The sequence below is a fragment of the Enterobacter cloacae complex sp. P42RS genome (assembly GCF_014930595.1).
In the GTDB taxonomy this organism is placed as follows: domain Bacteria; phylum Pseudomonadota; class Gammaproteobacteria; order Enterobacterales; family Enterobacteriaceae; genus Enterobacter; species Enterobacter bugandensis.
On sequence record NZ_JADBRK010000006.1, the window covers coordinates 124,596 to 148,689 of the forward strand.

24 protein-coding genes, 1 other RNA gene and 1 pseudogene are annotated in these 24,094 nt (G+C 56.8%); 11 read left to right on the plus strand and 15 right to left on the minus strand.

The window, feature by feature from the left end; translation table 11 throughout:
- The first annotated feature begins 374 nt into the window (after positions 1-374).
- The 4 genes from tomB (at position 375) to IM314_RS10600 (ending at position 2,340) form a co-directional block, all read left to right on the plus strand.
- Entirely contained in the window at positions 375-749 is a 375-nt protein-coding gene (gene tomB, locus IM314_RS10585) for an Hha toxicity modulator TomB (protein WP_028012188.1), read from the plus strand.
- A gap of 27 nt (positions 750-776) precedes the next feature.
- Positions 777-995, plus strand: a complete 219-nt coding sequence (locus IM314_RS10590) for an HHA domain-containing protein (protein ID WP_008499287.1) — start codon at positions 777-779, stop codon at positions 993-995.
- Positions 996-1,204: 209 nt separating this feature from the next.
- Positions 1,205-1,756: a maltose O-acetyltransferase gene (gene maa / locus IM314_RS10595; RefSeq protein WP_028012187.1), complete on the plus strand. Its 552-nt coding sequence runs from the start codon at positions 1,205-1,207 to the stop codon at positions 1,754-1,756.
- A gap of 116 nt (positions 1,757-1,872) precedes the next feature.
- Entirely contained in the window at positions 1,873-2,340 is a 468-nt protein-coding gene (locus IM314_RS10600) for a YlaC family protein (protein WP_041911063.1), read from the plus strand.
- Here IM314_RS10600 and IM314_RS10605 read toward each other — a convergent pair.
- A complete protein-coding gene (locus tag IM314_RS10605) occupies positions 2,312-3,772 on the minus strand; it encodes a PLP-dependent aminotransferase family protein (protein ID WP_060573168.1) in 1,461 nt (486 codons plus the stop codon). The two genes, IM314_RS10600 and IM314_RS10605, sit on opposite strands and share 29 nt — an antisense overlap.
- A 101-nt stretch (positions 3,773-3,873) precedes the next feature.
- On the opposite strand from IM314_RS10605, the gene IM314_RS10610 reads away from it, so the two are divergent.
- The gene (locus IM314_RS10610; RefSeq protein WP_041911065.1) at positions 3,874-4,584 is read left to right on the plus strand and encodes a GNAT family N-acetyltransferase; all 711 of its coding nucleotides are present in this window, start codon (positions 3,874-3,876) and stop codon (positions 4,582-4,584) included.
- Here IM314_RS10610 and ykgO read toward each other — a convergent pair.
- Positions 4,581-4,721, minus strand: a complete 141-nt coding sequence (ykgO, locus tag IM314_RS10615; RefSeq protein WP_003859006.1) for a type B 50S ribosomal protein L36 — start codon at positions 4,719-4,721, stop codon at positions 4,581-4,583. The genes IM314_RS10610 and ykgO overlap by 4 nt on opposite strands.
- A 2-nt stretch (positions 4,722-4,723) precedes the next feature.
- A complete protein-coding gene (locus tag IM314_RS10620) occupies positions 4,724-4,984 on the minus strand; it encodes a type B 50S ribosomal protein L31 (protein WP_006176933.1) in 261 nt (86 codons plus the stop codon).
- A 219-nt stretch (positions 4,985-5,203) separates the two neighbouring features.
- On the opposite strand from IM314_RS10620, the gene IM314_RS10625 reads away from it, so the two are divergent.
- On the plus strand, positions 5,204-6,769 hold the full coding sequence (locus tag IM314_RS10625) for an EAL domain-containing protein (RefSeq protein WP_088205224.1): 1,566 nt from the start codon (positions 5,204-5,206) through the stop codon (positions 6,767-6,769).
- On the opposite strand, the gene IM314_RS10630 is transcribed toward IM314_RS10625, so the two are convergent.
- Positions 6,762-7,034: a metal/formaldehyde-sensitive transcriptional repressor gene (locus IM314_RS10630; protein ID WP_028012182.1), complete on the minus strand. Its 273-nt coding sequence runs from the start codon at positions 7,032-7,034 to the stop codon at positions 6,762-6,764. The genes IM314_RS10625 and IM314_RS10630 overlap by 8 nt on opposite strands.
- A gap of 133 nt (positions 7,035-7,167) precedes the next feature.
- Here IM314_RS10630 and IM314_RS10635 point away from each other — a divergent pair, with 133 nt between their 5' ends.
- Positions 7,168-7,968, plus strand: a complete 801-nt coding sequence (locus IM314_RS10635; protein ID WP_193358885.1) for a nickel/cobalt efflux protein RcnA — start codon at positions 7,168-7,170, stop codon at positions 7,966-7,968.
- A 33-nt stretch (positions 7,969-8,001) separates the two neighbouring features.
- Here the strand turns inward: IM314_RS10635 and IM314_RS10640 are convergent, their stop codons facing one another.
- The 3 genes from IM314_RS10640 to IM314_RS10650 all read right to left on the minus strand — a co-directional run bounded on the left by IM314_RS10640 (position 8,002) and on the right by IM314_RS10650 (position 12,955).
- Positions 8,002-11,094 (minus strand): beta-galactosidase, encoded by a 3,093-nt coding sequence (locus IM314_RS10640; protein ID WP_193358884.1) that lies wholly within the window; start codon positions 11,092-11,094, stop codon positions 8,002-8,004.
- A 102-nt stretch (positions 11,095-11,196) separates the two neighbouring features.
- Positions 11,197-12,267 (minus strand): LacI family DNA-binding transcriptional regulator, encoded by a 1,071-nt coding sequence (locus IM314_RS10645; RefSeq protein WP_193358883.1) that lies wholly within the window; start codon positions 12,265-12,267, stop codon positions 11,197-11,199.
- A 76-nt stretch (positions 12,268-12,343) separates the two neighbouring features.
- Positions 12,344-12,955 (minus strand): YitT family protein, encoded by a 612-nt coding sequence (locus IM314_RS10650; RefSeq protein WP_193358882.1) that lies wholly within the window; start codon positions 12,953-12,955, stop codon positions 12,344-12,346.
- An 86-nt stretch (positions 12,956-13,041) separates the two neighbouring features.
- Between IM314_RS10650 and IM314_RS10655 the strand changes: the two genes are divergently transcribed.
- On the plus strand, positions 13,042-14,463 hold the full coding sequence (locus IM314_RS10655; protein ID WP_193358881.1) for a PLP-dependent aminotransferase family protein: 1,422 nt from the start codon (positions 13,042-13,044) through the stop codon (positions 14,461-14,463).
- An 80-nt stretch (positions 14,464-14,543) separates the two neighbouring features.
- On the opposite strand, the gene IM314_RS10660 is transcribed toward IM314_RS10655, so the two are convergent.
- The 3 genes from IM314_RS10660 to ffs form a co-directional block, all read right to left on the minus strand.
- Entirely contained in the window at positions 14,544-14,759 is a 216-nt protein-coding gene (locus IM314_RS10660; RefSeq protein WP_028012176.1) for a hypothetical protein, read from the minus strand.
- Complete coding sequence (locus IM314_RS10665) at positions 14,756-15,007, minus strand: hypothetical protein (protein WP_006176926.1); 252 nt, start codon at positions 15,005-15,007, stop codon at positions 14,756-14,758. The genes IM314_RS10660 and IM314_RS10665 overlap by 4 nt, the downstream gene beginning before the upstream one ends.
- A gap of 258 nt (positions 15,008-15,265) precedes the next feature.
- An RNA gene (gene ffs / locus IM314_RS10670) (signal recognition particle sRNA small type) lies at positions 15,266-15,362 on the minus strand.
- Positions 15,363-15,446: 84 nt separating this feature from the next.
- Here ffs and IM314_RS10675 point away from each other — a divergent pair.
- A pseudogene (locus tag IM314_RS10675) lies at positions 15,447-15,843 on the plus strand (MGMT family protein).
- A 33-nt stretch (positions 15,844-15,876) separates the two neighbouring features.
- Here the strand turns inward: IM314_RS10675 and IM314_RS10680 are convergent.
- Positions 15,877-16,404: a YbaY family lipoprotein gene (locus IM314_RS10680; protein ID WP_028012173.1), complete on the minus strand. Its 528-nt coding sequence runs from the start codon at positions 16,402-16,404 to the stop codon at positions 15,877-15,879.
- A gap of 203 nt (positions 16,405-16,607) precedes the next feature.
- Here IM314_RS10680 and tesB point away from each other — a divergent pair, with 203 nt between their 5' ends.
- The gene (gene tesB, locus IM314_RS10685) at positions 16,608-17,468 is read left to right on the plus strand and encodes an acyl-CoA thioesterase II (protein WP_028012172.1); all 861 of its coding nucleotides are present in this window, start codon (positions 16,608-16,610) and stop codon (positions 17,466-17,468) included.
- A gap of 152 nt (positions 17,469-17,620) precedes the next feature.
- Entirely contained in the window at positions 17,621-18,613 is a 993-nt protein-coding gene (locus tag IM314_RS10690) for an IS4 family transposase (protein ID WP_370529581.1), read from the plus strand.
- A gap of 39 nt (positions 18,614-18,652) precedes the next feature.
- On the opposite strand, the gene amtB is transcribed toward IM314_RS10690, so the two are convergent.
- The 4 genes from amtB to IM314_RS10710 form a co-directional block, all read right to left on the minus strand.
- Positions 18,653-19,939 carry an ammonium transporter AmtB gene (amtB, locus tag IM314_RS10695; protein ID WP_014882787.1) on the minus strand — a complete coding sequence of 429 codons (1,287 nt, stop codon included), beginning with the start codon at positions 19,937-19,939 and terminating at the stop codon, positions 18,653-18,655.
- 35 nt (positions 19,940-19,974) lie between these two features.
- Positions 19,975-20,313: a P-II family nitrogen regulator gene (glnK, locus tag IM314_RS10700; protein WP_008503304.1), complete on the minus strand. Its 339-nt coding sequence runs from the start codon at positions 20,311-20,313 to the stop codon at positions 19,975-19,977.
- A gap of 220 nt (positions 20,314-20,533) precedes the next feature.
- Positions 20,534-22,315 carry a SmdB family multidrug efflux ABC transporter permease/ATP-binding protein gene (locus tag IM314_RS10705; protein WP_045631410.1) on the minus strand — a complete coding sequence of 594 codons (1,782 nt, stop codon included), beginning with the start codon at positions 22,313-22,315 and terminating at the stop codon, positions 20,534-20,536.
- Positions 22,308-24,080, minus strand: a complete 1,773-nt coding sequence (locus IM314_RS10710; RefSeq protein WP_045259904.1) for a SmdA family multidrug ABC transporter permease/ATP-binding protein — start codon at positions 24,078-24,080, stop codon at positions 22,308-22,310. Before IM314_RS10710 ends, IM314_RS10705 begins: the two co-directional genes overlap by 8 nt.
- Between the last annotated feature and the right edge of the window lie 14 nt (positions 24,081-24,094).

Sequence of the window (24,094 nt, forward strand, 5' to 3'; positions counted from 1 at the left end):
ATAGGTGAACTCAGGATTTTTTTAAATCTATTTCCCTGCTTAAGTTGTTAGGAATATTCCTAATTAAAAGTTAAGACAAACGGAACTCCGGATGTGAACTTTTCTTATGGCTGTAAGCTAAGCCAATGAAATGTAAGGAAGCGAAAAAACTATCGTTAATCCTGATAAAAAAGTTCAGTTTCGGATGAACATTTGCGTAGACGCTCGCAGCCTGCGGTTTTATTTGTAATTTTTCGTAATAGCGCGGTGAAATCCAGGAAGGAGTGGCTTATAGTTAGGTTATCAGGAACACAGCGCTCATGTAGCTAAGTCAGATGTATCCATCCCGACAATGATGTTCGGTGAGTAAGAAATCACTCAGAAGGGGATGCGCTATGGACGAGTACTCGCCAAAAAGGCATGATATCGCGCAGTTGAAATTTCTCTGCGAATCCTTGTACCATGACTGCCTTGCCAATCTTGATGAAAGCAACCATGGCTGGGTAAATGACCCAACGTCTGCCATCAATTTACAATTGAATGAGCTGATAGAGCATATCGCTACCTTCGCACTTAATTATAAAATTAAGTACAATGAAGATAATAAGCTCATTGAGCAAATTGATGAATACCTGGACGACACCTTTATGTTGTTCAGCAGTTACGGCATTAACACTCAGGATTTGCAAAAATGGCGTAAATCGGGAAACCGGCTATTCCGCTGTTTCGTCAACGTGAGCAGAGCTAACCCGGTTAGTCTTTCCTGTTAAAATTATTACAATTACTAAGGTGAATTTATGTCTGATAAACCACTCACAAAAATCGATTATTTGATGCGCTTACGACGTTGTCAATCAATTGACACCCTTGAACGCGTCATTGAAAAGAATAAATACGAGCTTTCTGATAATGAACTGGCGGTATTTTATTCAGCCGCTGACCATCGCCTTGCAGAGCTAACGATGAATAAGCTGTATGACAAAATCCCTACTTCTGTATGGAAATTTGTCCGTTAATCTTTGAAGTGTGTCTGTAGAGTTTCTACGCCACGTTATAAGCTGTATTCACCTGTCCCGTTATGCTCCCTGCGCGAAAGCCAGGTCTCCGTGTTAAACGCGCTCATCAGCAACAATGTTGTGACTGTGGTCACATCGGCCTTCCGGGAACGTTCCCCTTAACGCCTGTTGCGATTACCCTTCAGGAATAACATCCAGAGAGGTTTCCGATGAGCATAGAAAAACAGAAGATGATTTCAGGTGAACATTACCGCCCTGGTGATGAGACGTTACGCGCCGACCGGCTTCGGGCGCGCCATCTGCTTCACCGCTATAACCACACCGCGCCTGACGAAAAAACAGAACGCCAGAACATTCTGGCGGAACTGCTGGGACAAAGCGAAGGGGCGTATATTGAGCCGAGCTTCCGCTGTGACTATGGATATAACATTTATCTGGGCAAAGACTTTTACGCCAACTTCGATTGCGTAATGCTGGATGTCTGCCCTGTACATATTGGCGACAACTGCATGCTCGCGCCGGGCGTTCATATTTATACGGCCACCCATCCGCTGGATGCGCAAGAACGTAACAGCGGAGTGGAGTTTGGTAAGCCCGTCACCATTGGCAATAATGTCTGGATTGGTGGACGTGCGGTCATTAACCCAGGCGTCACCATCGGGGATAATGTGGTTGTGGCTTCCGGTGCCGTCGTGACGAAAGACGTGCCGGCTAACGTCGTCGTGGGCGGCAACCCGGCGAAAATCATCAAAACGCTGTAACGATCCGGGGAGCCAACTGTTATGGTCTTTTAGCGCCCGACTGTTACTTTTTTCAGCCGGATGGCTCCCCTAAAATTGGCAGATACCCTGTATTGTCAACTCTCAAAAGGCCAAAAATGACCGAGATACAGCGCCTGCTTACCGCTACAATCGACGATCTTAACCACCGCGAAAAGCGAGACAATCGCCCGCGCTTTAGCATTAGCTTTATCCGCAAACATCCCGGGCTGTTTGTTGCCATGTATGCCGCCTGGCTGGCGACGCTGATTGTCATGCTGAAGTCCGAAACGCTGGTGGACTCCGTCTGGCTGCTGGTGGTGCTGTTTGTCGTGTTTAACGCCTTTTTCTTTTTCGACGTGAATCCCCGCTACCGTTACGAAGATATCGACGTCCTCGATTTCCGGGTCTGCTACAACGGCGAATGGTACAACACGCGTTTTGTGCCAAATGAGCTTATCGACAGCATCCTGCACTCTCCGGCTGTCGAAACCGTGCACAAAGAGAAGCTGCAGAAAATGATCGCAACGAAAGGCCAGCTCTCTTTTTATGATGTTTTTACCCTTTCCCGCCCTGCTGCTGCGTAATTAACGCCTGCAGGCGTCGGATACCCGGCGCAAACTGCGAAGCAGAGGTGTTGCCGTAACCTAAAACCAGGCCGGTTTGCCCCTGCTTCGTCTCCAGGTAATAGCCGCTCAGCGCAGCGGGTGCCAGCTGAAATGCCCTCGCTTTGTCCACCAGCCGCTGGTCGTCGATACCGTCAATCGCCAATGTCAGGTGCATTCCCCCTTCACCGGCAAGAACACGGTGCGGAGTATAAAGCTCTGCGCTCAGCACCTCCCGCAGCTGGCGGTAACGCTTACGATACAGGCGACGCATGGCGGCAAGATGACGGGCATAGTGCCCCTCCTCGATAAACAGCGCCAGGGTGCGCTGTTCTGCGCGATGCCCGCCGCGCAGCAGCGAGCCGATGGCCGGACGCGCCGCTTTCGCCAGCGCTGGCGGTAACACCATGAACCCCATTCGGAGCGACGGAAACAGCGTTTTACTGAACGTCCCCAGATACACAACGGGCGCGTTGTTGACCATGCCCAGCATCGCCGGTACGGGCTCGCCGACATAGCGGAACTCGCTGTCATAATCGTCCTCAATGATCCACGCCTTGTGCTGGCGGGCCAGTTCCAGCAGCGCCAGACGCCGCCGCGCGCTGAGCACGCTCCCGTAAGGAAACTGATGCGACGGCGAAGTGAAAATGAGCGCAGGTGAAGGCGCATGCAGCCCTTCCCAGCACATTCCCTCGTCATCCACCGGTATGCCGGTCATCGCAAGGCCGGTTTTGACGAAGGCGCTTTTGGCCCCGCTGTAGCCGGGATTTTCCACCCAGGCGACATCCCCCGGCTCGCTTAACAGCATCGTGCACAGATTGACGCCCTCCAGCGCCCCTTCGGTTATCACAATCTGGCTGGCGTCGCAGTCAATGCCGCGAGAAAGCGCAAGGTGACGGGCGATGGCTGCCCGCAGCGACGGCTCACCGGCCGGGTCGCCATAGCCCAGCAGAGCGCTCCCCTCCTCCCGCAGGACGCGATCGTACAATCGCCGCCACAGCGGCAAGGGGAAATAGTTGATGGCGGGCGTTCCCGGCGTAAAGGCCATCACCGGGGTGTCGCGCGGCACAGGCGCAGGCAGCTGGACGACACGTTTTGCCAGCCTGACCTCAGGATCGGTCAGAACCCGCGGGCTGGCACGATGGGCGAATTGCGCCACCCGCGTCCCCTGACGGTTACGCAGCAAATAGCCTTCGAGCGTGAGCTGGTCCAGCGCCGCATTGACGGTGTTCCGTGAAACGGAAAGCTGCTGCGCCAGCGTTCGCGAGCCGGACAGCTGGCTGCCGGACCGAAGCCTTCCGCCCAGTATGGCCTCCCGCAAAGCGAGATAGAGCGCGCGCTGGAGCGTCTCTTCCCCACGCGTTTTAAGCGCAGCATGGAGCAAGGTATAAAGTTCATCGCCCGGTATGTTCATCTCATCTCCTTGTGGTACCACCAAAACATAGCCGAGTGGTTCTTTTTAAGGAACCAGTAATTTTCTAATCTGGAACTCTTCTCAACGTCACGGAAATAAAGATGAAGACATTCAATGAGTTTGGACAACCTGTGGGCGAAGCCCTTACCGACTGGCAGCCTCGCCCTCATCCGTCCCGGGTGGTACTGCAGGGGCATTATTGTCGGCTTGAACCGCTGCGCGTGGAGCATGCCGGGGCGCTGTTCTCCGCCTATGCTCTGGCCGGAGACACCCGGAGCTGGACGTGGCTACTGCGTGAACCCGATGCCACGGCCGCTGAGTTTGCCAAATGGGTGGCAAGCGTGTGTGAGTTATCTGACCCGATACACTTTACCGTTATAGATAATCAGACCCAGGCTCCGGTCGGGACGCTGGCCCTGATGCGGATCGATCCTAAAAACGGCGTTGTGGAAGTGGGACACGTTCACTTCTCCGTGCTGTTAAGCCGCACGCCCATGTCAACAGAAGCGCAATATCTGCTGATGCGGTACGCGTTCGATACCCTGGGCTACCGGCGATATGAATGGAAGTGCAACAGCCTGAACGAACCATCACGCAAAGCGGCACTGCGTCTGGGCTTTCAGTTTGAAGGCCGTTTTCGCCAGGCGCTGGTCATAAAAGGCCGTAACCGGGATACCGACTGGTTTTCGATTCTCGACAAAGAGTGGCCGGCGCTGGCGAGCGCCTTTGAAGGCTGGCTTGCCACCGACAATTTTACTGCCGATGGCAAACAGAAAAGATCCCTGGAAAGCTGGCGAGAAACGCGCGTCTAGCGTCTTTTTTTACGTCCCTGCACCGCCTTAAAGCGCGGATTGGATTTGCAAATCACGTATAAGCGTCCCTTGCGTTTGACTATCTGGCAATCCGGGTGACGCTGTTTTGCGCTGCGCAATGAGTTAAGCACCTGCATGGTTAGCCCCGCTTCGCATTAAGAAAACCGCCAAAACGCTTGCGGAAGCGCGCTGCGCTGCCATCCGTGGAAAACGTTTTTTGCTTACCGGTATAAAACGGATGCGATTTTGAAGAAACCTCGATAGTGATGTACGGATACGTTTCACCGTCGAGCTCAATTTCGCGGTCGGTTTTAATGGTTGAACCCACTTTAAAGTATTCATTGGCACTGGTGTCGTGGAATACCACGGTGCGATACGCTGGATGGATGTTTGGTTTCATCATAAACCCTTTGTGTTTTGTTATAACATAACAAAATAATATCCAGGCAAGGTTGAAAAAACAACCCTCTCTCTCCTGAGGATATTTTCTAATTTGCTTTAGATAACATGAAAGCCCTGCCCCCACGTGCTATAACTATTTCATTTCGCGGTAAAATTTTTCTCTTCAGGCAGGAAACTCAGCGTCCGGATTCGGGCATATGAGAAAGGAAACGACAGCATGAAAACCCGACATCTGGTCAGTCTGGTGACTGGCGTACTTATCTTTTCCGTGCTGGTTCCCATTTGCCTCAGCATCTGGCTTGCCCATCGCCAGGCGGAAGAGAAATTTGTTGATGCGCTGGATAGCTATGCTTCCCGGGTGCTGATGCGCACCGACAGGGTCGTGGATCAGGCTAAAGAAGCGTTAAATCACCTGCAGGGATTTAAGGGCGTTCCCTGTAGTCCGCTGCATTTGAGGGAAATACGTCGGGTCGCGTTCTCGTGGCGCTATATCCAGGAGGTGATCTATATCGACAACCTTAAACCCCTCTGCTCTTCGCTTGAGCAGGCGAGTAAATCCGCCGCTTATCCTCCTCCCATGCGTATCACCGAAGATGGCTACAGCGCGTGGCTTACCGCACAGAACGATCTTGGTTTTCACCGCTATATGGCCGTGCTCGGGAAGGGCCATTACCTTGTTCTGGTCGATCCTGCCTCGCTTGTGGATGTGATCCCTTTCGGGGCGATTGCCATTGATGCCGCTCTGGTGGGAAGCGCAACGCATCTTATTTTCGCCAGCAGTAACACGCTTGATCCGCATATCCGCGATCGGATCAACGATCGAGGCGTCTCCAGCGTTCAGTACAAGGGCTCCATGTACGTGATGAAGCCGGTACCTGAGCTTGGATTTACTGTCGTCACGTGGGCGGCGCTCACCCCCCTGGCTGAAAGCTGGCACCGACAGCTGCTTTTCTGGCTGCCGTTTGGCGTCCTGATAAGCCTGCTGGCGGCACTGTTTGTCCTGCGGATCCTGCGACGTATCCAGTCGCCGCGCAATCGCCTGCTGGACGCCATTAACAGCCGCGATTTTGTGGTTCACTATCAGCCCATCGTGGCGCTGTGCAGTGGAAAAATCGTGGGTGCGGAAGCGCTTGCGCGCTGGCCCCAGCCAGACGGAAGCAGTCTCTCGCCTGATATATTTGTGCCGCTTGCCGAGCAAACCGGCCTCATCTCGCAGCTGACGCAGTTAGTTATGGAAAAAGTGTTTGAAGATATGGGCCACTGGCTGCAGCTCCACCCCGATCAGCATATCTCCATCAACCTCGCCCCGGCCGATTTGACCTCCGGTAATCTGCCGCCTTTACTGAGTCAACTCCTGAATAAGTGGCAGATTCATCCCCGACAAATCGCCCTTGAGTTAACCGAGCGTGGCTTTGCCGACCCCAAAATCAGCGCGCCGGCTATCGCCGCGTTTCGCCGTTCGGGCCACCCTGTCTACATTGATGATTTTGGCACGGGCTATTCCAGCCTCAGCTATCTGCAGCATCTCGATGTCGACACGCTAAAAATTGACAAATCGTTCGTGGATGCACTGGAGTACAAAAACGTAACGCCGCACATTATCGAAATGGCGAAGTCGCTGCAGCTGGCAATGGTGGCGGAAGGCGTGGAGACCGAAGGGCAGCTTACCTGGCTGCACCGCCATGGCGTGCAGTATGGGCAGGGGTGGTTCTACAGTAAGGCGCTGCCCAGGACGGAATTTATCCTTTGGGCAGAGAACAACCTCGCCACGCGCTCTACTTAAGATAGGATTTGATCACCTGCAGCACGACGCCAAGATCGGCTTCACGCTGCGCCTCTTCGGGCTCTTTCACGACATGATCGGTAAGATGCCCTTCAATCACCTGCATCATCATGCCATTGACCGCGCCACGGATCGCCGCCAGCTGCTGCAACACCTCGGCACATTCGTGATCGCTGTTGAGCATCTTCTCCAGCGCGGTGCTCTGCCCCTGAATTTTCTTCAGGCGAGTCAATAACATCTTCTTATCGCGAACGGTATGTGACATCTCTGTCTCCCTCAGTTTTGGCTTTTAAAGCATATCACGCTCTACTCCCCCTGAGTATTTTTCTACTGGGGGGTAGTATTAACCTACTGGGGGGGAGTACTATTTGCGCACGCTTTCCATACTGGAAATTTCAATGAACGATTTTGCTTCACTCCTGCAGCAGGGTAATGCCTGGCTGTTTGTTCCCAGCGCTATCCTGCTCGGTGCGCTGCATGGCCTGGAGCCGGGCCACTCAAAAACAATGATGGCTGCCTTTATCGTGGCTATCCGCGGCACGCTGAAGCAGGCGGTATTGCTCGGTCTGGCGGCTACGCTTTCCCATACGGCGGTAGTCTGGATCATTGCCATGGCAGGACTATGGTTTGGCCGCGGCTGGGACGTACATACGTCCGAACCCTGGTTCCAGCTGATCTCCGGGGTGTTGATCGTTGCAATCGGCCTGTGGATGGCTTGGCGAACCTGGAAAGAGGGCCAGCCGCACGATCATCATCATCATCACGATCATGACCACCATCATGATCATCACCATGCACACCCACTGGTTGAAGAGGAGTGGCAGGACGCCCACCAGCGCGCGCACGCGCAGGATATCAACCGGCGTTTTAACGGACAAAACGTGACGACAGGACAGATCGCGATGTTTGGCCTGACCGGCGGGCTTATCCCCTGCCCGGCGTCCATCACCGTTCTGCTGATCTGCCTGCAGCTGAAGCATTTTGCGCTCGGCGCGACGCTGGTATTCAGCTTCAGCATCGGTCTGGCGTTAACGCTGGTCGCTTCCGGCGCGATTGCCGCCTTAAGCCTCAAGCACGCGACAAAACGCTGGCCCGGATTTAGCGAACTTTCCCGCAAAGCGCCGTGGATCTCCGCTGCGTTGATTATCGTGGTAGGGATTTACATGAGCCTGCATGGCCTGAGCGGCATTCTGGCGTAAGCAGGCGGCCACGCCCAGTGGCCGCCTCTCTGGTCAGGTAAGAGTCTGCTGCCAGCTAAAGGTATAACGAAGCTGGCGTGTCTGCAGGATAAATTCCGGCGAAACGCTGGGGCTCCAGGAGTCATCGCCGCCCACCCCCATATGAAACGCATCGAGGTTGAGCCAGCACCCCGGCTCTTCCCGCAGCAGATGATGATGGGTTGTCTCACGCAGTTGCTGCTGGCTATAGCGGCCCACTGAGAAATGGAACGCGCCATTCAGCTGATGCGCCCCCAGCACAAGTTTGCGGGTATCGCAGCGCAAACCATTTTCCGTCGGGAAGATATACGGCGTGTGCATGTCTGCCAGGGGCAGTGTCCAGCGCCCCTGCTGCGCCGCCAGCTTTCTGTCCGGGTAGTTTTCATGCGGCCCCAGCCCCAGCCAGTCAACCTTTTCTGGCGTTTCAGCGAGATGAACGCTCAGGCCAATGCGCGCGGGCTCCGGGATATCAGATGCAATATCGACCTGAATGTCGCCATGCAGAACCCCCTGCTCGTCCAGCCGCCAGATTTTACGGCTCAGGAACAGCGCCCTGCCGCGATGCTCCAGGACATTAAGCGTGGTAACCACCACCTCACGCGCATGCTGCTCTGCCTCACAGTGCAGCATGCGCGAGGTGAGATCGTACATGCCCGCCGCTTTCCAGCGTTCAACCCACGCGTTTGGATCGATGCGCGTCGCTTCGCTCACCCCAATGTCGTTGTCCAGCGGCGCGCGGCTGACGTTATCCGTCACGGGTGAGAACAGCGTTTCAACGCCATTTCGCCACCATTGAGTCAGGTATCCGGATGCGCGATCGAACTGCCATCGCTGTTGACGATGCGTAACCTCCAGGATGCGATCGTTTTGTGTTAAAACCGGCGGCTCGCCCGTAGAGGCTGGTGGTGCAATAAAGAGTGGGGCCGGAAGCGGCCACTGCTCCCACGCGCAGCGATGGCCTGCCGGTGACCACGGCGTTGCCCGCGGCTGGCGAACCTCAACGTTCAGCCAGACTTCCCCCGGCTCGGCTTTCAATTCCGGCAGAGCGATCTCCAGACGCTGAACGCCTTCAGGGGCTATCGCCAGCGTGACCTCGCCCGAAGCCAGTACCTTCCCATCCCGGACAACCGTCCAGCTCAGCACCTCGTTATCGGTAGGGCGGAACAGGTAGCCGCTTTGCACCTCAATCACCAGCGGAGAGGTGCTGACCAGCGTAAAGGTAAAGAACTGCTGGGCGCGCTGCGCCTCGTACAGCGCCGGGTGCGGCGTGCGATCGGGGAAGACCAGGCCATTGAGGCAGAACTGCCGATCGTTCGGCGTATCGCCAAAGTCCCCGCCGTAGGCCCAGAACGCGTTGCCCTTTTCGTCTTTCTTCGTCAACGCCTGATCGACCCAGTCCCAGACAAACCCACCCTGCAGGCGAGGATGGCTGCGAAACGCCTGCCAGTATTTCGCAAACCCGCCGAAGCTGTTTCCCATCGCGTGGGCGTATTCACAGAGGATCAGCGGACGCGTTTCGTCGGGCATGCCGATCCATTTCTTGATTGACCATTTAGGCACCGCCGGGAAAGGCTGATCCCAATCGACCCGGGCGTACATCGGGCAAACAATATCGGTCGCCGCCGTATTCGCCCCGCCGCCTTCGTACTGTACCGGGCGCGTGGGATCGGTGGTTATCAGCCAGCGGTACAGCGCATCATGATTCGCGCCGTGGCCGGACTCGTTACCCAGCGACCAGATGATAATTGAGGGATGATTGCGATCGCGCTGCACCATGCGGGTTACGCGCTCGCTCATGGCGGGCAGCCAGCGCGGATCGTCAGCGAGGCGGCTCATCGGCACCATGCCGTGGGTTTCAATATTGGCTTCGTCAACGACGTACAGCCCGTAGCGATCGCAAAGGCTGTACCACAGCGGATGGTTCGGGTAGTGCGAGCAACGAACGGCGTTGAAGTTATGCTGCTTCATGATTTCGATGTCGCGACGCATGGTCGCCTCGTCCATCACCTGACCGTTTTCCGGGTGATGCTCGTGTCGGTTAACCCCGCGGATCAGCAGCGGCTTACCGTTGAGCTTCAGCAGGCCGTTGCTGATGTCAACGCGGCGGAAGCCCACATCGCACGCCTCAACCTCAAGCACCTCACCCTGCGGGCCGAGAAGCGCCATCGTCAGGCGATACAGTTCCGGCGTTTCAGCACTCCAGAGCGCGGGGCGGTCAATGGGGATCGCCACCGTTAAGCGTTCGTCCCAGCTGCCACGCTCGTCCACAACGGCAGACCCCGGACGCCGGGAAACGCTGGCGCATTTTTCACCCTTGCGCCACAGGGTAAAGACCACCTCGCAGTCTGCAAAGCCCGCCCCTGCCAGCGCGACATCTGCCTTAAGCACCGCGCGGTCCAGCTCCGCATTCAGGTCCGTCACCACGCGATAATCGGCAATCTGCGTTTCGGGTTTATGCAGTAGCGTCACATCGCGGAAAATACCGCTCATGCGCCACATGTCCTGATCTTCCAGATAGCTACCGTCGCACCAGCGCAACACCATGACCGCCAGGCGGTTCTCACCGGGCCGCAGGACCGTCGAGAGATCGAATTCGGCAGGCAGCCTGCTGTCCTGGGAATAGCCCATCCAGCGCCCGTTGCACCACAGATGAAACGCAGAGTTCACGCCGTCAAAGATGATGCGGGTCTGCCCGCTCTGAAGCCACGCGTCATCCACATCAAATGTGAGCGAGTAACAGCCGGTTGGGTTTTCCTGCGGCACAAAAGGCGGATTAACGGGGATAGGATAGGTGACGTTGGTGTAGATGGGCGTGTCAAACCCCTGCATCTGCCAGTTCGACGGCACGGGCATCGCAACGGCATCCGCACAGTCTTCGGTTACCCACGCCTCCGGGATTTGCTCGGGTGCAGGAAAGTAGTTAAATCGCCACACCCCATTGAGGGAGCGTCTGCTGGCGGATGCAGCATCATCCAGGGAAGGCTGTTCAAGACGCCAGCTGTGTAACGGCGCATGTGCCTCCAGACTGTTCCACTGGGTGACACCCGGGTTTTCCCAGTCCCGTCGGGCCAGAATGGCGCTGAGAGTCAGCGATAAAGTGTTGGGCATATTAACCTCTTTGCGAAGCGCTCACAATTTTGGTTAACATGCCCTGGCACCCGGCGACGGTAAAGCACGCAATCGCGGGGTAGCGAGTCCGATCACAAAGTTTTATTTGCGGGCAAGCTGCCCGGCAAGGAGGGCCAGGCTTCTGAGCTGCTGCGCCAGATCCTCGCGTTCGGCCTGCTGCGGGGTACGGCGCGCGCTGGAATGGCGGGTCACCAGCGTTACCGGCAGCTGAACCTGCCAGCATTCCTCCCCCCCGCTGGGGGACAGAAGCCACTCCACGCTGCGCTCGCCAGCCTCGCGAAACGCCTGACGAATGGTCGTCAGCGGCGGAGAAAACCAGGCGCTGTCGGCCGTATCGTCAAACCCGACCACCGATATCTGGCCAGGAACAGCTATCCCTTTTTCCGCACAGGCGCGCATTACCCCAAGCGCCATCTGATCGTTCGCCACCAGAATGGCATCCGGCAGTACCGCCCCCGAGAGCAGCACATGTCCCTTCTCATAGCCGCTGGCCGCGCTCCAGTCGCCGTAGGCCACCGCAGCCGCGTCAAGACCCGCCTGCGCCAGCGTCGATTTCCATCCCGCCAGACGCGCGCGCGCAGAGACAGAGCTTTCCGGCCCGCTCAGCAGGGCAATATGCTGATGCCCCAGCGAAAGCAGATGCTCAACGCCCAGGCGTGCCCCCTCTTCGGCGTTAAACACGAGGCTATTTACCTGCGCTGACGGTGACACGTCGAGGAACAGCACCGGGACGGGCGTCGCCAGCGACCTGAGCGCTTCGGCGTGCGGATCGTCAAGCGGCACATTGACCAGCAGCGCGTCTACCCGCTGCGCCAGCAGCGCCTGAAGCGCCGCCTGACACTGCTGCGGCTGCTCCACCATGGAAATCAGGACGCTCGCCCCCTGCCCTGCAGCCCGGGATTTTACCGCCGAGACAATTTGCGAAGGCGCGTGCAGCGCCAGATCGGTAGTGATGAGCCCCAGCGTACGGGTGCGTTTCCCCGCCAGCTGCTGCGCCCGCAGGTTGGGAACGTAATGCAGCTCCGCCATTGCCTGCTGCACCTTTTCCCGCGTGCGGGCAGAGACGTGCTCCGCGTCGTTAATCACGCGGGAAACGGTCTGATAAGAAACCCCCGCAAGGAGGGCGACATCATAAAGAGTGATTGCTTTCATGCGTTCTGGCATCGCGATTTTCGAAGCGTCTATTCTGGCACAGCGACGCCGTTAAAACATGTGAGCGCTTCGCAAATTAAACAACGCGCTCCGGCTGCGTCATTTTCTCACCGCGCGGCTTCTGGCGGAACCAGGGCAAACAGAGCTGAATAAGCGGGCCAATGGTCAGAGCATACGCCACGGTTCCCACCCCAAACGAGCCACCCAGCACGCACCCAATCAGCAGGACGGACACTTCGATGGAGGTACGCACGCTGCGAATGGACCACCCCAGCCGGGCGTGCATGCCGGTCATCAGGCCGTCGCGCGGACCAGGCCCGAAACCGGCCCCGATGTACATGCTGGTGGCGATCGCGTTCATCACGATGCCCGACACCAGGAAAGCGATGCGCACGGATAACGAACTCAGTTCGGGGATAAGCGCCATGCTGGCGTCCGCCGCCAGACCGATACAAATCACGTTGCTGATCGTGCCAAGACCGGGCATCTGACGCAGTGGGATCCACAGTAAGAGCACCGCAGCACCGGTCAAAATGATCACCGTCCCGATGCTCATCCCCAGCTGTATTCCTACGCCAAGGTGAAACACATCCCACGGATCGACCCCCAGATCCGCACGAATAAACATCGCGGTGGAAAGCCCATACAGCCCTAAACCGACATAAAGTTGTAGCAGACGACGTACCATTTTTATCTTCTCCAGTGAACCCGACTTTCATCCTGACCTAAAATGGCACTAAGATTAATGTCCAGTTTTTAAATAGTGGACTGCTTATGTCATCACGCCGCTTCGGAAGCCAGTCTTTGGTACGCCTTTTAGGGCACTGGCAGCCAACTTCATCCCGCACTCCGCTCTGGCGCCAGCTGGCCGACGCGCTGCGCTTATTAATCCTTGATGGTCGGCTGGCACTGCATACGCGCCTGCCGGGTGAGCGTGAGCTGGCGACGGCGCTGAACGTCAGCCGAACCACCGTCAGCAGCGCCCTCGCCCACCTGCGTGAAGAGGGTTATCTTGAAAGCCGCCACGGCAGCGGGTCGCGCGTCATCCTCCCGGATGCACGCGCCGTTCCCACCCTTTCCGCAGCGAGCGTCGCCCTGGATCTTTCCACTGCCGCCCTCAGCGCCGGGCCGGAGATCCACCAGGCTTACACCCATGCACTTACGGCTATTACTCAACACCTCTCGCTGACGGGCTACGAGCAGCTTGGGCTGCCGGCGCTACGGGAGGCCATCGCTGCACGCTATACCGCGCGAGGTCTTCCAACCCGGGCAGACGAGGTGATGGTGGTCAACGGTGCCGTCAGCGGGTTCGCGCTGGTGCTGCGGATGATGGCCGGACCGGGGGATCGCGTCGTGGTCGATCACCCCACCTATCCGCTGGCGATTGCCGCTATTCAGGGAGCACAGTGTCGGCCAGTAGGAGTGTCGTTACCGGAAACGGGCTGGGATACGGATGGCTTTGCGGCTACGCTTGCCCAGACCGCGCCGCGCCTGGCCTATCTGATGCCCGATTTTCACAACCCAACCGGTCGATGCATGGATATCGCCACCCGTCAGGCAATCGCTGATATAGCAGCCCAGACCCGCACGGCGCTGGTCGTGGATGAAACGATGGTCGATCTCTGGTTTGATTCGCCACCGCCGCCACCGCTGGCATCGTTTAACCCGCAGGCCAGCGTGATTACGCTAGGCTCTGCCGGAAAAAGCTTCTGGGGCGGGCTGCGTCTCGGCTGGATCCGCGCCTCCTCGCGGACTATCGCCACGCTCGCCCAGACGCGCGATACGCTGGATTTAGGCTCGCCGCTGCTAGAGCAGCTGGCAACGCTGTGGCTTATCGACAATAGCGAGCGTTTTCTGCCCGCTCGCCGCAAGATGCTGGCGGAACGGCGCGATCGATGCAGTAACCTGCTGCGAGAACATTTCCCGGAGTGGAAGTTTCATGAGGCGGAGGGCGGACTCTCTTACTGGATCGAACTTCCTGGCATGCTGGCGACACAGCTTGCCGCACGAGCAGAAATCATCGGGATTAACCTGGGAACCGGGACGCGGTTTGGCTTATCGGGGGCGTTTGACCGCTTTTTACGTATGCCCTTTTCGCTGGAGCCAGCGGAGCTGGAAGCGGCATTGCTGCGGATTAAACCGTTATGGCTCGCGCTAAATTCAAATACGCCAGTAGTCAAACGCCGCCTGGTTTAATATTAAAATTTTGAACTGGATCATAAAATAAAAACTGCTGACTGTAATATATGCAGTCAGCAGTTTTCACTGGTCAGGATTTAGTGCTGAGGAGGAATGGGGAAACCTTTCAGGGAAATAACGAAATTATCACCGTCTTTCTTTATTTTTGCACCGGTATCACACCAGTCAGACGCAATACGAAAGAACTCATCGCTTCCAACATTCCAGCCAAGACGTACATGCTTCACGTAGCCTGAACGCAACAGAGCGCAGGCCTCGTTGTAGTCACTGGCAGTTGACAGTTGTTGTTTCATTTTCTCTTCTTCAGAAGTTTACGTAGAGCCTTGATTTCTTTAGGAGTAAAAGGAGAAACACTCTCTTCTTCCGTATGCTGATTATCAATATCCTCTTCCGATACTCCCGCCTCTTCTACTGCTTCAAACGCCAGCAGCAGCAGTTTCTCTGTGGTCACGCTTAAATTTTCGTTATTTACTTCCGCATAGTGGCGGAGTCTTTCTTTTAGCGCTTCGTCAATTTTAACATTTAAAACTGCAGTAGCCATGTTTGTCACTTCCCTTCGGAATAAGTACTTTATTTAATACACGAAGTTATCACTGTTATCCAGATCTATATTTTTTTGAATTTTGACGAAAATAGACGTCCAATTATAAAATGCCAGTCTATTATTACAGGTTTATGACAGTAATATTTCAGAGCAATGAAATATATATTACACGGTATAGGCATTATATTATTGTGGAATAAAGTCTAAAAAGAGATGGGAACAGGAAAGATGGATGAGGCCACAAATGGGTGGGGGCCCTGCCAGCTACATCCCGGCACCCACGTCGTCTGCCCTGGCTGCTTCCTTCCGGACCTGACCTGGTGAACAGAGTAGCGTTGCGGGAGAACCAACAGAGCCCCCATTGAGAGCGTTGATAACCAACGCGCTGGCGCATTATCCCTGTGCGAAGAGCCAATTGCAAGCGACCAGGAACCGGATGCTGGTTTCTTGCGCAAACAGGCGCAGCAATCAGGGCGATCTTCGTTTACCATGACGGTCCAAACATCCCCACAGGTGAAGGTATGGACGAAAACGACTCCTTTCCCCAGCGCGTATGGCAAATCGTGGCCTCGATTCCGGAAGGCTATGTCACCACCTACGGTGATGTGGCAAGGCTGGCAGGCTCTCCACGCGCGGCGCGACAGGTCGGTGGCGTCCTGAAGCGGCTGCCGGAAGGCAGTACGCTGCCCTGGCATCGGGTGGTAAACCGTCATGGCGCTATCTCGCTGACCGGGCCGGATCTCCAGCGTCAGCGTCAGGCATTGCTTTCAGAGGGTGTGCAGGTGTCGGGCGCAGGACAGATTGATTTGCAGAAATACCGCTGGGTGTACTAAACCCTCCCCCGAAGGAGAGGGTAAGAGCAACAGTTACATCTGGGTCGGTGGGGTTGGCAGGGACGGCTGATTGGTCTGTGGAGCAACCGGGACTTCGGTTTGCTGCACCGGCACCAGATTCAGGTCGATTTTGGTTCCACCGTGGTTAATCGCTTCCTGGACCGTATCGGTGATAAAGACCAGCTTGCCGTTAATGGTTACTGCTGCGCTCAGCAGAATACGGGCATTTGGCTGCACGTCTGATGGGTTATACGGCAACACGAAGCTAAACGGAGCCTGCTTACCTTCAGTACGGACCGCGCGCTGAGCCAGCACCTTCGACGGCGCGTCCGCCAGGGAAGCATCAGACAGCGTGACCGTTAATACCGCATCCGGCGGCAGAGCGACTCTCTGTTTAATCCAGATTGTACCGGAAACGTTAGGCTGCTGAATGGATTGCTGTGAAAGGGTATTAATCCCGTTCGGATCTGCAGCTGGTACCGGCACCTGGGCGCTCTTACCGGCACAGGCGGACAACGCCACCGCAATAGCTACACCACTTAGCATGGGCACGAGTTTCATTGAAGTCTCCTTATCATCAATGCACCAGCGGGATCGATCCCATCCGATGTCGTTTCAATCACATAACGTTTTTAAGTGTGGCACAGATCACCGATTAATGCCTAAAAACGTGCCGACATTCAGATTATTCTACCCATCGGACCACTTTCATTTCTGCGTTATACTCTGCCTATCTTTCGCTACGGCGTTTATTGAGGATAATTATGAGTCAGGCACTGAACAATCTGCTGACATTACTGAATCTGGAAAAAATTGAGGAAGGACTCTATCGCGGGCAGAGCGAAGACCTCGGCTTACGTCAGGTTTTCGGCGGCCAGGTCGTTGGACAAGCGCTGTACGCTGCAAAGGAGACCGTCCCTGCAGACCGTCTGGTACACTCATTCCACAGCTATTTCTTACGCCCTGGCGACAGCGCAAAACCGATCGTGTATGACGTTGAAGTCCTGAGAGACGGTAACAGCTTCAGCGCACGCCGCGTGGCGGCCGTTCAGAACGGTAAGCCTATCTTTTATATGACCGCCTCTTTCCAGGCACCGGAACCGGGGTATGAACATCAGAAAGTGATGCCGCCAGCACCGTCGCCGGACGAACTCAAATCAGAGACCGATATCGCCCGCGCGCTGGCGCATCTGCTTCCGCCGCAGGTCAAAGAGAAGTTTCTCTGCGATAAACCGCTGGAGATCCGCCCGGTTGAGTTCCACAACCCCATGAAAGGCCACACCGCCGAGCCGAAACGTCAGGTCTGGATCCGCGCCAATGGCACCGTGCCGGAAGATTTCCGCGTGCATCAGTATCTGCTGGGCTACGCGTCTGACTTTAACTTTCTGCCGGTTGCGCTACAGCCGCACGGCGTTGGTTTCCTTGAAAAAGGGATGCAGGTCGCAACCATCGATCACTCCATGTGGTTCCACCGTCCGTTCAATATGAATGAGTGGCTACTTTACAGCGTGGAGAGTACGTCAGCGTCGAGCGCTCGCGGTTTTGTGCGTGGAGAGTTTTACACCCAGGACGGCGTGCTGGTCGCTTCTACGGTGCAGGAAGGGGTAATGCGTAATCGCGGGTGATGGTGTGCGGCCTGATGCCCTCACCCTGACCCTCTCCCATGGGAGAGGGAATAAACATTAAAAACGGCAACCGAAGTTGTAATGCCGATCAGTTAAGGATCGGTTGACCGATCCAGTGGCTGTGTAAGAATCCGGAAATGTTTACCTTTTTTATGCACATTGGACAGGCTCTTGAGCTGGTATCACGTTACGATTCTCTGCGTAACCCTCTGACTTCTCTGGGCGACTATCTTGACCCGGAACTGATTTCCCGCTGCCTTGAAGAATCCGGCACCGTCACGTTACGCAAACGGCGCCTTCCTCTGGAAATGATGGTCTGGTGCATTATCGGTATGGCCCTTGAGCGTAAGGAGCCGCTTCATCAGATAGTTAACCGGCTGGATATCATGTTACCCGGCAACCGTGCGTTCGTTGCCCCCAGTGCCGTGATCCAGGCCCGTCAGCGGCTGGGAAGCGAAGCCGTCCGCCGCGTGTTCACGCAAACAGCGCAGCTCTGGCATAACGCCACACCGCATCCGCACTGGTGCGGCCTGACACTGCTGGCCATCGATGGCGTGTTCTGGCGCACACCGGATACGCCGGAAAACGATAGCGCCTTTCCCCGCCAGACGCATGGCGGAAACCCGGCACTCTACCCGCAGGTAAAAATGGTCTGCCAGATGGAACTGACCAGCCATCTGCTGACGTCGATGACGGACGCCATGCGCTATCCCGGAGGAGAAATGGCAGACCTGTACAGCCATCGCTGGGAAATAGAGCTGGGGTACAGGGAGATAAAACAAACGATGCAACTGAGCAGGCTGACGCTGAGGAGTAAAAAGCCGGAGCTTGTGGAGCAGGAGTTATGGGGCGTGTTACTGGCGTATAATCTGGTGCGATATCAGATGATTAAAATGGCGGGCCATCTGAAAGGATACTGGCCGAATCAGCTGAGCTTCTCAGAATCATGCGGCATGGTCATGAGAATGCTGATGACGCTGCAGGGCGCTTCACCAGGGCGTATCCCGGAGCTGATGCGTGATCTTGAAAGCATGGCGCAACGGGTAAAGTTGCCGACAAGAAGGGAAAGGGCCTTCCCGAGGGTGGTAAAGGAAAGGCCCTGGAGATACTCCACAGCCCCGAAAAAAAGCCAGTCAGTTGCTTAACTGACTGGCATTACAACCGAAGTTGCCGTTTTGCTTTTATTAGGCGTTATACGCATTCTCGCCGTGGCTGTTGACGTCCAGACCTTCGCGCTCCTGCTCTTCCGGTACGCGCAGCCCAACGGTCATATCCGCCAGCTTATAGCCAATGAAGGCGACAACAGCAGACCACACCACGGTGATAGCGATACTTTCCAGCTGCACCAGCACCTGATGAACCATGGTGACACCTTCTGCGTAGCCCACGCCACCCAGTGATTTCGCGGCGAAGATGCCGGTCATGATACAGCCGACGATGCCGCACACGCCGTGGACGCCGAACACATCGCAAGGGTCATCCACGCGCAGCACGCGTTTCAGTGCGGTGACGCCCCACAGACCTGCCAGACCCGCGACCAGTCCCACCAGCAGCGCACCACCGACACCCACATAGCCACACGCCGGGGTGATACCGACCAGACCGGCAATCGCCCCTGAACAGGCACCCAGCAGGGAAGGTTTACCGCGTACCGCCCACTCGCCGAATACCCAGGAGAGAATTGCACCCGCCGTCGCCACAACGGTGTTCACGAAGGCCAGCGCGGCGATTTCGTTTGCGGCACTTGCGGAGCCGGCGTTGAAGCCGAACCAGCCAAAGTAGAGGATAGCCGTACCGGTAAACACCATCGGCAGGTTATGCGGTTTGAACGCCTCTTTACCGAAGCCCACGCGTTTGCCAATCAGGTATGCGCCCACCAGACCCGCTACCGCGGCGTTGATATGTACAACGGTACCGCCCGCAAAGTCTAGCGCGCCGTGCGTTGCCAGCAGACCACCGCCCCAGACCATGTGCGCAATCGGCACATAGGAGAGGGTCAGCCAGACCACCACGAAGATCAGAACGGCAGAGAAACGGATGCGCTCCGCCAGCGCGCCCACAATCAGCCCGACGGTAATGCAGGCGAACGAGCCCTGGAACGCGACGTGGATGTACTGGTAGAAGCTGCCCATCAGCGCGGTCAGTTCAATATTTTTCAGCATTACCCAGTCGAAGTTACCAAAGAAGGCGTTGCCGGTACCGAAGGCCAGCGAGTAACCGTAAACCACCCACAGCACGCAGACCAGCGCGAACGTCACGGCAACCTGCGTCAGCATGGAGAGAACGTTTTTGCCGCGGATCAGGCCGCCGTAGAACAGCGCAATGCCCGGGATAGACATGAACAGCACCAGCGCGGTGCTGATCATCATAAAGGCGTTATCGGCTTTGTCTGCCACGGCAGGAGCAGCCAGCGCCAGGCCCGGCAGCAGTGCCAGCGAACCCAGACCCGTTTTAAGTGTTGCTATCTTCATTTTCTCGATCCCTATCACTGTGTGCCAGGCGTTATTTACAGTGCCGCTTCGTCAGATTCGCCGGTACGAATGCGAATGACGCGCTGCAGTTCGGCAACGAAAATTTTGCCGTCGCCAATTTTGCCGGTGTAGGCCGCTTTGCTAATCACATCAATCACTTCATCAAGCTGATCGTCAGCAATCGCGACATCAATTTTTACTTTTGGCAGAAAGTTAACGCTGTATTCCGCCCCGCGATAAAGCTCGGCATGACCCTTCTGACGACCAAAGCCTTTCACTTCGGTGACAGTCAGTCCCTGAATACCCATTGAGGACAATGCTTCACGCACGTCTTCCAGTTTGAATGGTTTGATTACCACCGTAACCAGCTTCATAGATCCCCTCCAGTCAGAATTCGGTAATGGCCGCAGCTCACGCAGAAGGTATTGCAAGGGGTGTGCCAGAAATGAAATGGAGGGAGAAAAGCGGTGCGACGAGCGTTATGCCGTCTTCCTTAATGAACCGGCGAAAAAAAACGCACCATGTCGGTGCACGGTGCGTTTCAGTATTGCACCAACAGGAATGACTGTTAGCGCGTTGCTTTGTTTTGGTGCATCAGGCGCTGAGCGACTCTTCCTCGCGCACGCTGGCCGCGAGCTCTTCACCCGCCAGTTGAAGCTGATACATCTGCCAGTAGCGCCCTTTGGCTTCCAGCAATTCACGGTGCGTCCCGCGCTCCACGGCTTGTCCGCGATGCAGCACCAGAATGGTATCGGCATCGACAATGGTGGAAAGGCGATGGGCAATCACCACCAGCGTCGTATGGTCGCGTACCGCGGCCAGCGCCTGCTGGATGGCCTGCTCGGTGCCGGAGTCAATGCTGGCCGTCGCTTCATCCAGAATCAGCACCTGCGGGGTTTCAATCAGCACCCGCGCCAGCGCGAGAAGCTGCTTTTGCCCAACGGAGAGGTTGTTTCCCTGCTCGCCCAGCCGGGTATTAATCCCGTCGCTAAACCCGCGCGCAAGGTCTGCCAGCTGCACTTTTTCCAGCACCTCCCATACCTGCTCCTGAGAGTAGTCTCGCCCCAGGGTCACGTTGGCGTAGAAGGTATCGGCCAGGACGACCGGATCCTGCTGCACCATCGCGACGCCTTTACGCAACACGTTGTGGCTGAGAGACGCGAGCGGGCGTCCGTCGAGGCGGATTTCGCCTTGCGTGACCGGGTAGTAGCCCATCAACAGGCTGGCGAGCGTGCTCTTGCCGCTTCCCGTATGTCCCACCAGCGCCACGAAACCGCGCGACGGGACATCCAGCGTAATGTCCTGCAACACCAGCCGGTCTTCGCGATAGGCAAACGAGACGTTATCAAAGGCAATGGCGCCGCTTTGCAGAGGTCGCTCGTCACGACCGTAGGCCTGGCGCGGCCTGTCCATCAACTCAAACACGCGCTCGCCGGCGACGACCGCCTGCTGCAGCATCGATTGCTGGGTCGTGAGCTCGATCAGCGGCTCGTTAAGGCGCCCCAGATAGCTAATAAAAGCGTACAGCACGCCCACTTCAATCGTACCGCTTGAGCTCAGGCCAAAGAGCATCAGTAAACCGCAAAGCACCAGCGCAGAGAAAAGGCTGAGCAGCGGACGCAGCAGGAAGCCGTCAAGGCGCAGCGTCTGCATACGCGCCATATAGTGCGATCGGCTGGCTTCGCCCATCCGCTCGCCAAAGCGCGCCTGCTGGCGGAACTGCTGGATGACGCTCATGCCGTTAATCACTTCGTTGAAGCCATCGTTAATGTCGGCCAGATAGGCGCGCACCCGACGCACGATTGGCGTGCTGTAGCGCTGGTAGATGATCATCACGATCAGCACCGCCGGGAAGATGGTAATCGCCACCAGCGCCATGCGCCAGTCGAGGCTGAACATCGCCACCAGCATCGCGCCGATCAGCGCCGCGCTGCGTAACACCGTCGCGACCACGGTGACGTACAGGTCGCGGATCACTTCGGTATCGTTGGTCACGCGCGAAATCACCTGCCCGACCGGCTGGATATCAAACTCGCTGAGCGGCTGGCGAAGCGCCGCGTCCATTACATCCGTGCGCAGCTGCTGAACCACGCCCACGGCGGCACGGTTAAACAGCAGCGACTGCGCATAATGCAGCCCTGCCGCCGCCAGCTGCAACCCAACGTAGGCCACACCTAAGCCCGCCACCAGCCCCAGCGGCAGGTAGCTTTTTGCGACCATATTGTCGATGAAGTAGCTGATGAGCAGCGGCCCGCTCACCTCAGCAATCGCCGCTATCCAGAGTAAAAGCACGGCCACGGAGAGCGGTTTGCGCCACGGCGCGCCGTAGGCCAGCAGACGTTTGAGCGTCGGCCACATCGTTCCGAGCTTACGCATTGGTGGCCTCCTGATCCTGTTCCGGCGCATCGTCCAGCGCCGCCTCAAGCTGTTGATAGCGGTACATATCGCGATACCAGCCCGGCTGCTCGGCAAGCGTTTCATGCTGCCCGCGCTGGGCAATGTGTCCGTGCTGTAAGACCAGAATTTCGCTGGCCTCGGTGAGCGCTGACAAACGGTGGGCGCTGATAATCACCGTGCGTCCGTCGCCCCACTGGCGCAGGTTGTGCAGAATCTGATGCTCGGTACGACCATCCACAGCGGAGAGCGCATCATCCAGAATGAGGATTTCAGCATTCAGCAGCAGCGCGCGGGCAATCGAGATTCGCTGTTTCTGCCCGCCGGACAGCATGACGCCACGTTCCCCGACTTCCGTTTCGTAGCCCTGCGGCAGACGCAAAATATCGTCATGTACGCTGGCTAAGCGCGCCACGTGTTCGATCTCTTCCTGCGTCGCCGACGGGTGACCAAGCGCAATGTTATTCGCCACGGTGTCCGAAAATAAAAACGGCGTCTGGCTGACTACCGCCAGACGGCCACGCCACTCGTCCAGCAGCAGGTTCGCCAGGGGGATATCATGGAAACGGATATCGCCCTCGGTGACGTCAAAGTGGCGCTGAAGCAGAGAGAGCACGGTACTTTTTCCGGACCCCGTCGGGCCGCAGATGCCCAGCATCTGGCCCGGCCGCAGCGTAAAGCTAACGTTCTCCAGCACCGGATGTTCCGTTTGCGGATAGACAAATTTGCGAACGTCGACGTTCATAACGCCGCGCCCTTCCGGCACCGCTTCGCTGCCGTCATTGACCACCGGCGCTTCGGCCAGCATGGCGCGGATGCGGCTGTAGGCGGCGCTGCCGCGCTCTACGATATTAAACATCCAGGCCAGCGCCAGCATCGGCCAGATCATCAGCCCCAGATACATCGCAAAGCTGGTCAATTGCCCCAGGGTCAATGTGCCCTGCACCACCATCCAGCTCCCGCCGCCAATCGCAAGCAGGTTTGCCATGCCGATTGCGACATAAATCGTTGGATCAAATCGCGCATCAATACGCGCGACGCGCATGTTTTTCGCCCCCGTGTCTGCCGCATCGGCCGCAAACAGCGCGGACTGCCGATCTTCCAGGCCAAACGCTTTGATCATGCGGATGCTGGTCATGCTCTCCTGGGTGCGATCGTTCAGAGAAGAAAACGCCGCCTGCGCCAGCTTGAAGCGCTCGTGCAGCTGTTCGCCGTAGCGATTGATCGCCAGCGCCATGATCGGCATCGGCAGCAGGGCGAGCAGGGTTAATTGCCAGCTGATCTGCGTGGACATGACGATCAGCACCGCACAGCCCATCACCAGCGAATCCACCAGCGTCAGCACCCCTTCCCCGGCGGCAAAGACCACGCGATCGACGTCGTTCGTCGCGCGGGCAATGAGATCCCCGGTGCGATGACGCAGATAAAATTCGGGATGCTGTCGGCTCAGCTGGCGGTAAAAATCTTCACGCAGCTCAACGGCCAGCTGATAGGACGCACCAAACAGCAGCACGCGCCAGACGTAGCGCAGGAGATAAACAATGACCGCCGTCAGCACCAGCGTGCCGACCCACATCAACACCCGTGCGGTGGTGTAATGCTGTTCAGTGACGCCATCCACGACGTAGCCCACCACCTTCGGCGGGATCAGCTGCAAAATGGCAATGATAATAAGCAGGGCGACTGCACCGAGGTAGCGTTGCCACTCCCGACGAAAGTACCAGCTTAATTGGGCAAATAATCGCACGCGGTTTGTTCCTG

What these genes read in the sequence shown, in the direction of transcription:
- IM314_RS10655 (WP_193358881.1), top strand. Translation starts at nt 13,042, where the DNA reads ATGTCATCACGCCGCTTCGGAAGCCAGTCTTTGGTACGCCTTTTAGGG.
- glnK (WP_008503304.1), bottom strand. Translation starts at nt 20,313, where the DNA reads ATGAAGCTGGTTACGGTGGTAATCAAACCATTCAAACTGGAAGACGTG.
- IM314_RS10610 (WP_041911065.1), top strand. Translation starts at nt 3,874, where the DNA reads ATGAAGACATTCAATGAGTTTGGACAACCTGTGGGCGAAGCCCTTACC.
- IM314_RS10630 (WP_028012182.1), bottom strand. Translation starts at nt 7,034, where the DNA reads ATGTCACATACCGTTCGCGATAAGAAGATGTTATTGACTCGCCTGAAG.
- IM314_RS10680 (WP_028012173.1), bottom strand. Translation starts at nt 16,404, where the DNA reads ATGAAACTCGTGCCCATGCTAAGTGGTGTAGCTATTGCGGTGGCGTTG.
- IM314_RS10645 (WP_193358883.1), bottom strand. Translation starts at nt 12,267, where the DNA reads ATGAAAGCAATCACTCTTTATGATGTCGCCCTCCTTGCGGGGGTTTCT.
- IM314_RS10650 (WP_193358882.1), bottom strand. Translation starts at nt 12,955, where the DNA reads ATGGTACGTCGTCTGCTACAACTTTATGTCGGTTTAGGGCTGTATGGG.
- tomB (WP_028012188.1), top strand. Translation starts at nt 375, where the DNA reads ATGGACGAGTACTCGCCAAAAAGGCATGATATCGCGCAGTTGAAATTT.
- IM314_RS10665 (WP_006176926.1), bottom strand. Translation starts at nt 15,007, where the DNA reads ATGGCTACTGCAGTTTTAAATGTTAAAATTGACGAAGCGCTAAAAGAA.
- IM314_RS10635 (WP_193358885.1), top strand. Translation starts at nt 7,168, where the DNA reads ATGAACGATTTTGCTTCACTCCTGCAGCAGGGTAATGCCTGGCTGTTT.
- tesB (WP_028012172.1), top strand. Translation starts at nt 16,608, where the DNA reads ATGAGTCAGGCACTGAACAATCTGCTGACATTACTGAATCTGGAAAAA.
- IM314_RS10620 (WP_006176933.1), bottom strand. Translation starts at nt 4,984, where the DNA reads ATGAAACCAAACATCCATCCAGCGTATCGCACCGTGGTATTCCACGAC.
- IM314_RS10705 (WP_045631410.1), bottom strand. Translation starts at nt 22,315, where the DNA reads ATGCGTAAGCTCGGAACGATGTGGCCGACGCTCAAACGTCTGCTGGCC.
- maa (WP_028012187.1), top strand. Translation starts at nt 1,205, where the DNA reads ATGAGCATAGAAAAACAGAAGATGATTTCAGGTGAACATTACCGCCCT.
- amtB (WP_014882787.1), bottom strand. Translation starts at nt 19,939, where the DNA reads ATGAAGATAGCAACACTTAAAACGGGTCTGGGTTCGCTGGCACTGCTG.
- ykgO (WP_003859006.1), bottom strand. Translation starts at nt 4,721, where the DNA reads ATGCAGGTGCTTAACTCATTGCGCAGCGCAAAACAGCGTCACCCGGAT.
- IM314_RS10605 (WP_060573168.1), bottom strand. Translation starts at nt 3,772, where the DNA reads ATGAACATACCGGGCGATGAACTTTATACCTTGCTCCATGCTGCGCTT.
- IM314_RS10660 (WP_028012176.1), bottom strand. Translation starts at nt 14,759, where the DNA reads ATGAAACAACAACTGTCAACTGCCAGTGACTACAACGAGGCCTGCGCT.
- IM314_RS10690 (WP_370529581.1), top strand. Translation starts at nt 17,621, where the DNA reads ATGCACATTGGACAGGCTCTTGAGCTGGTATCACGTTACGATTCTCTG.
- IM314_RS10625 (WP_088205224.1), top strand. Translation starts at nt 5,204, where the DNA reads ATGAAAACCCGACATCTGGTCAGTCTGGTGACTGGCGTACTTATCTTT.
- IM314_RS10600 (WP_041911063.1), top strand. Translation starts at nt 1,873, where the DNA reads ATGACCGAGATACAGCGCCTGCTTACCGCTACAATCGACGATCTTAAC.
- IM314_RS10590 (WP_008499287.1), top strand. Translation starts at nt 777, where the DNA reads ATGTCTGATAAACCACTCACAAAAATCGATTATTTGATGCGCTTACGA.
- IM314_RS10640 (WP_193358884.1), bottom strand. Translation starts at nt 11,094, where the DNA reads ATGCCCAACACTTTATCGCTGACTCTCAGCGCCATTCTGGCCCGACGG.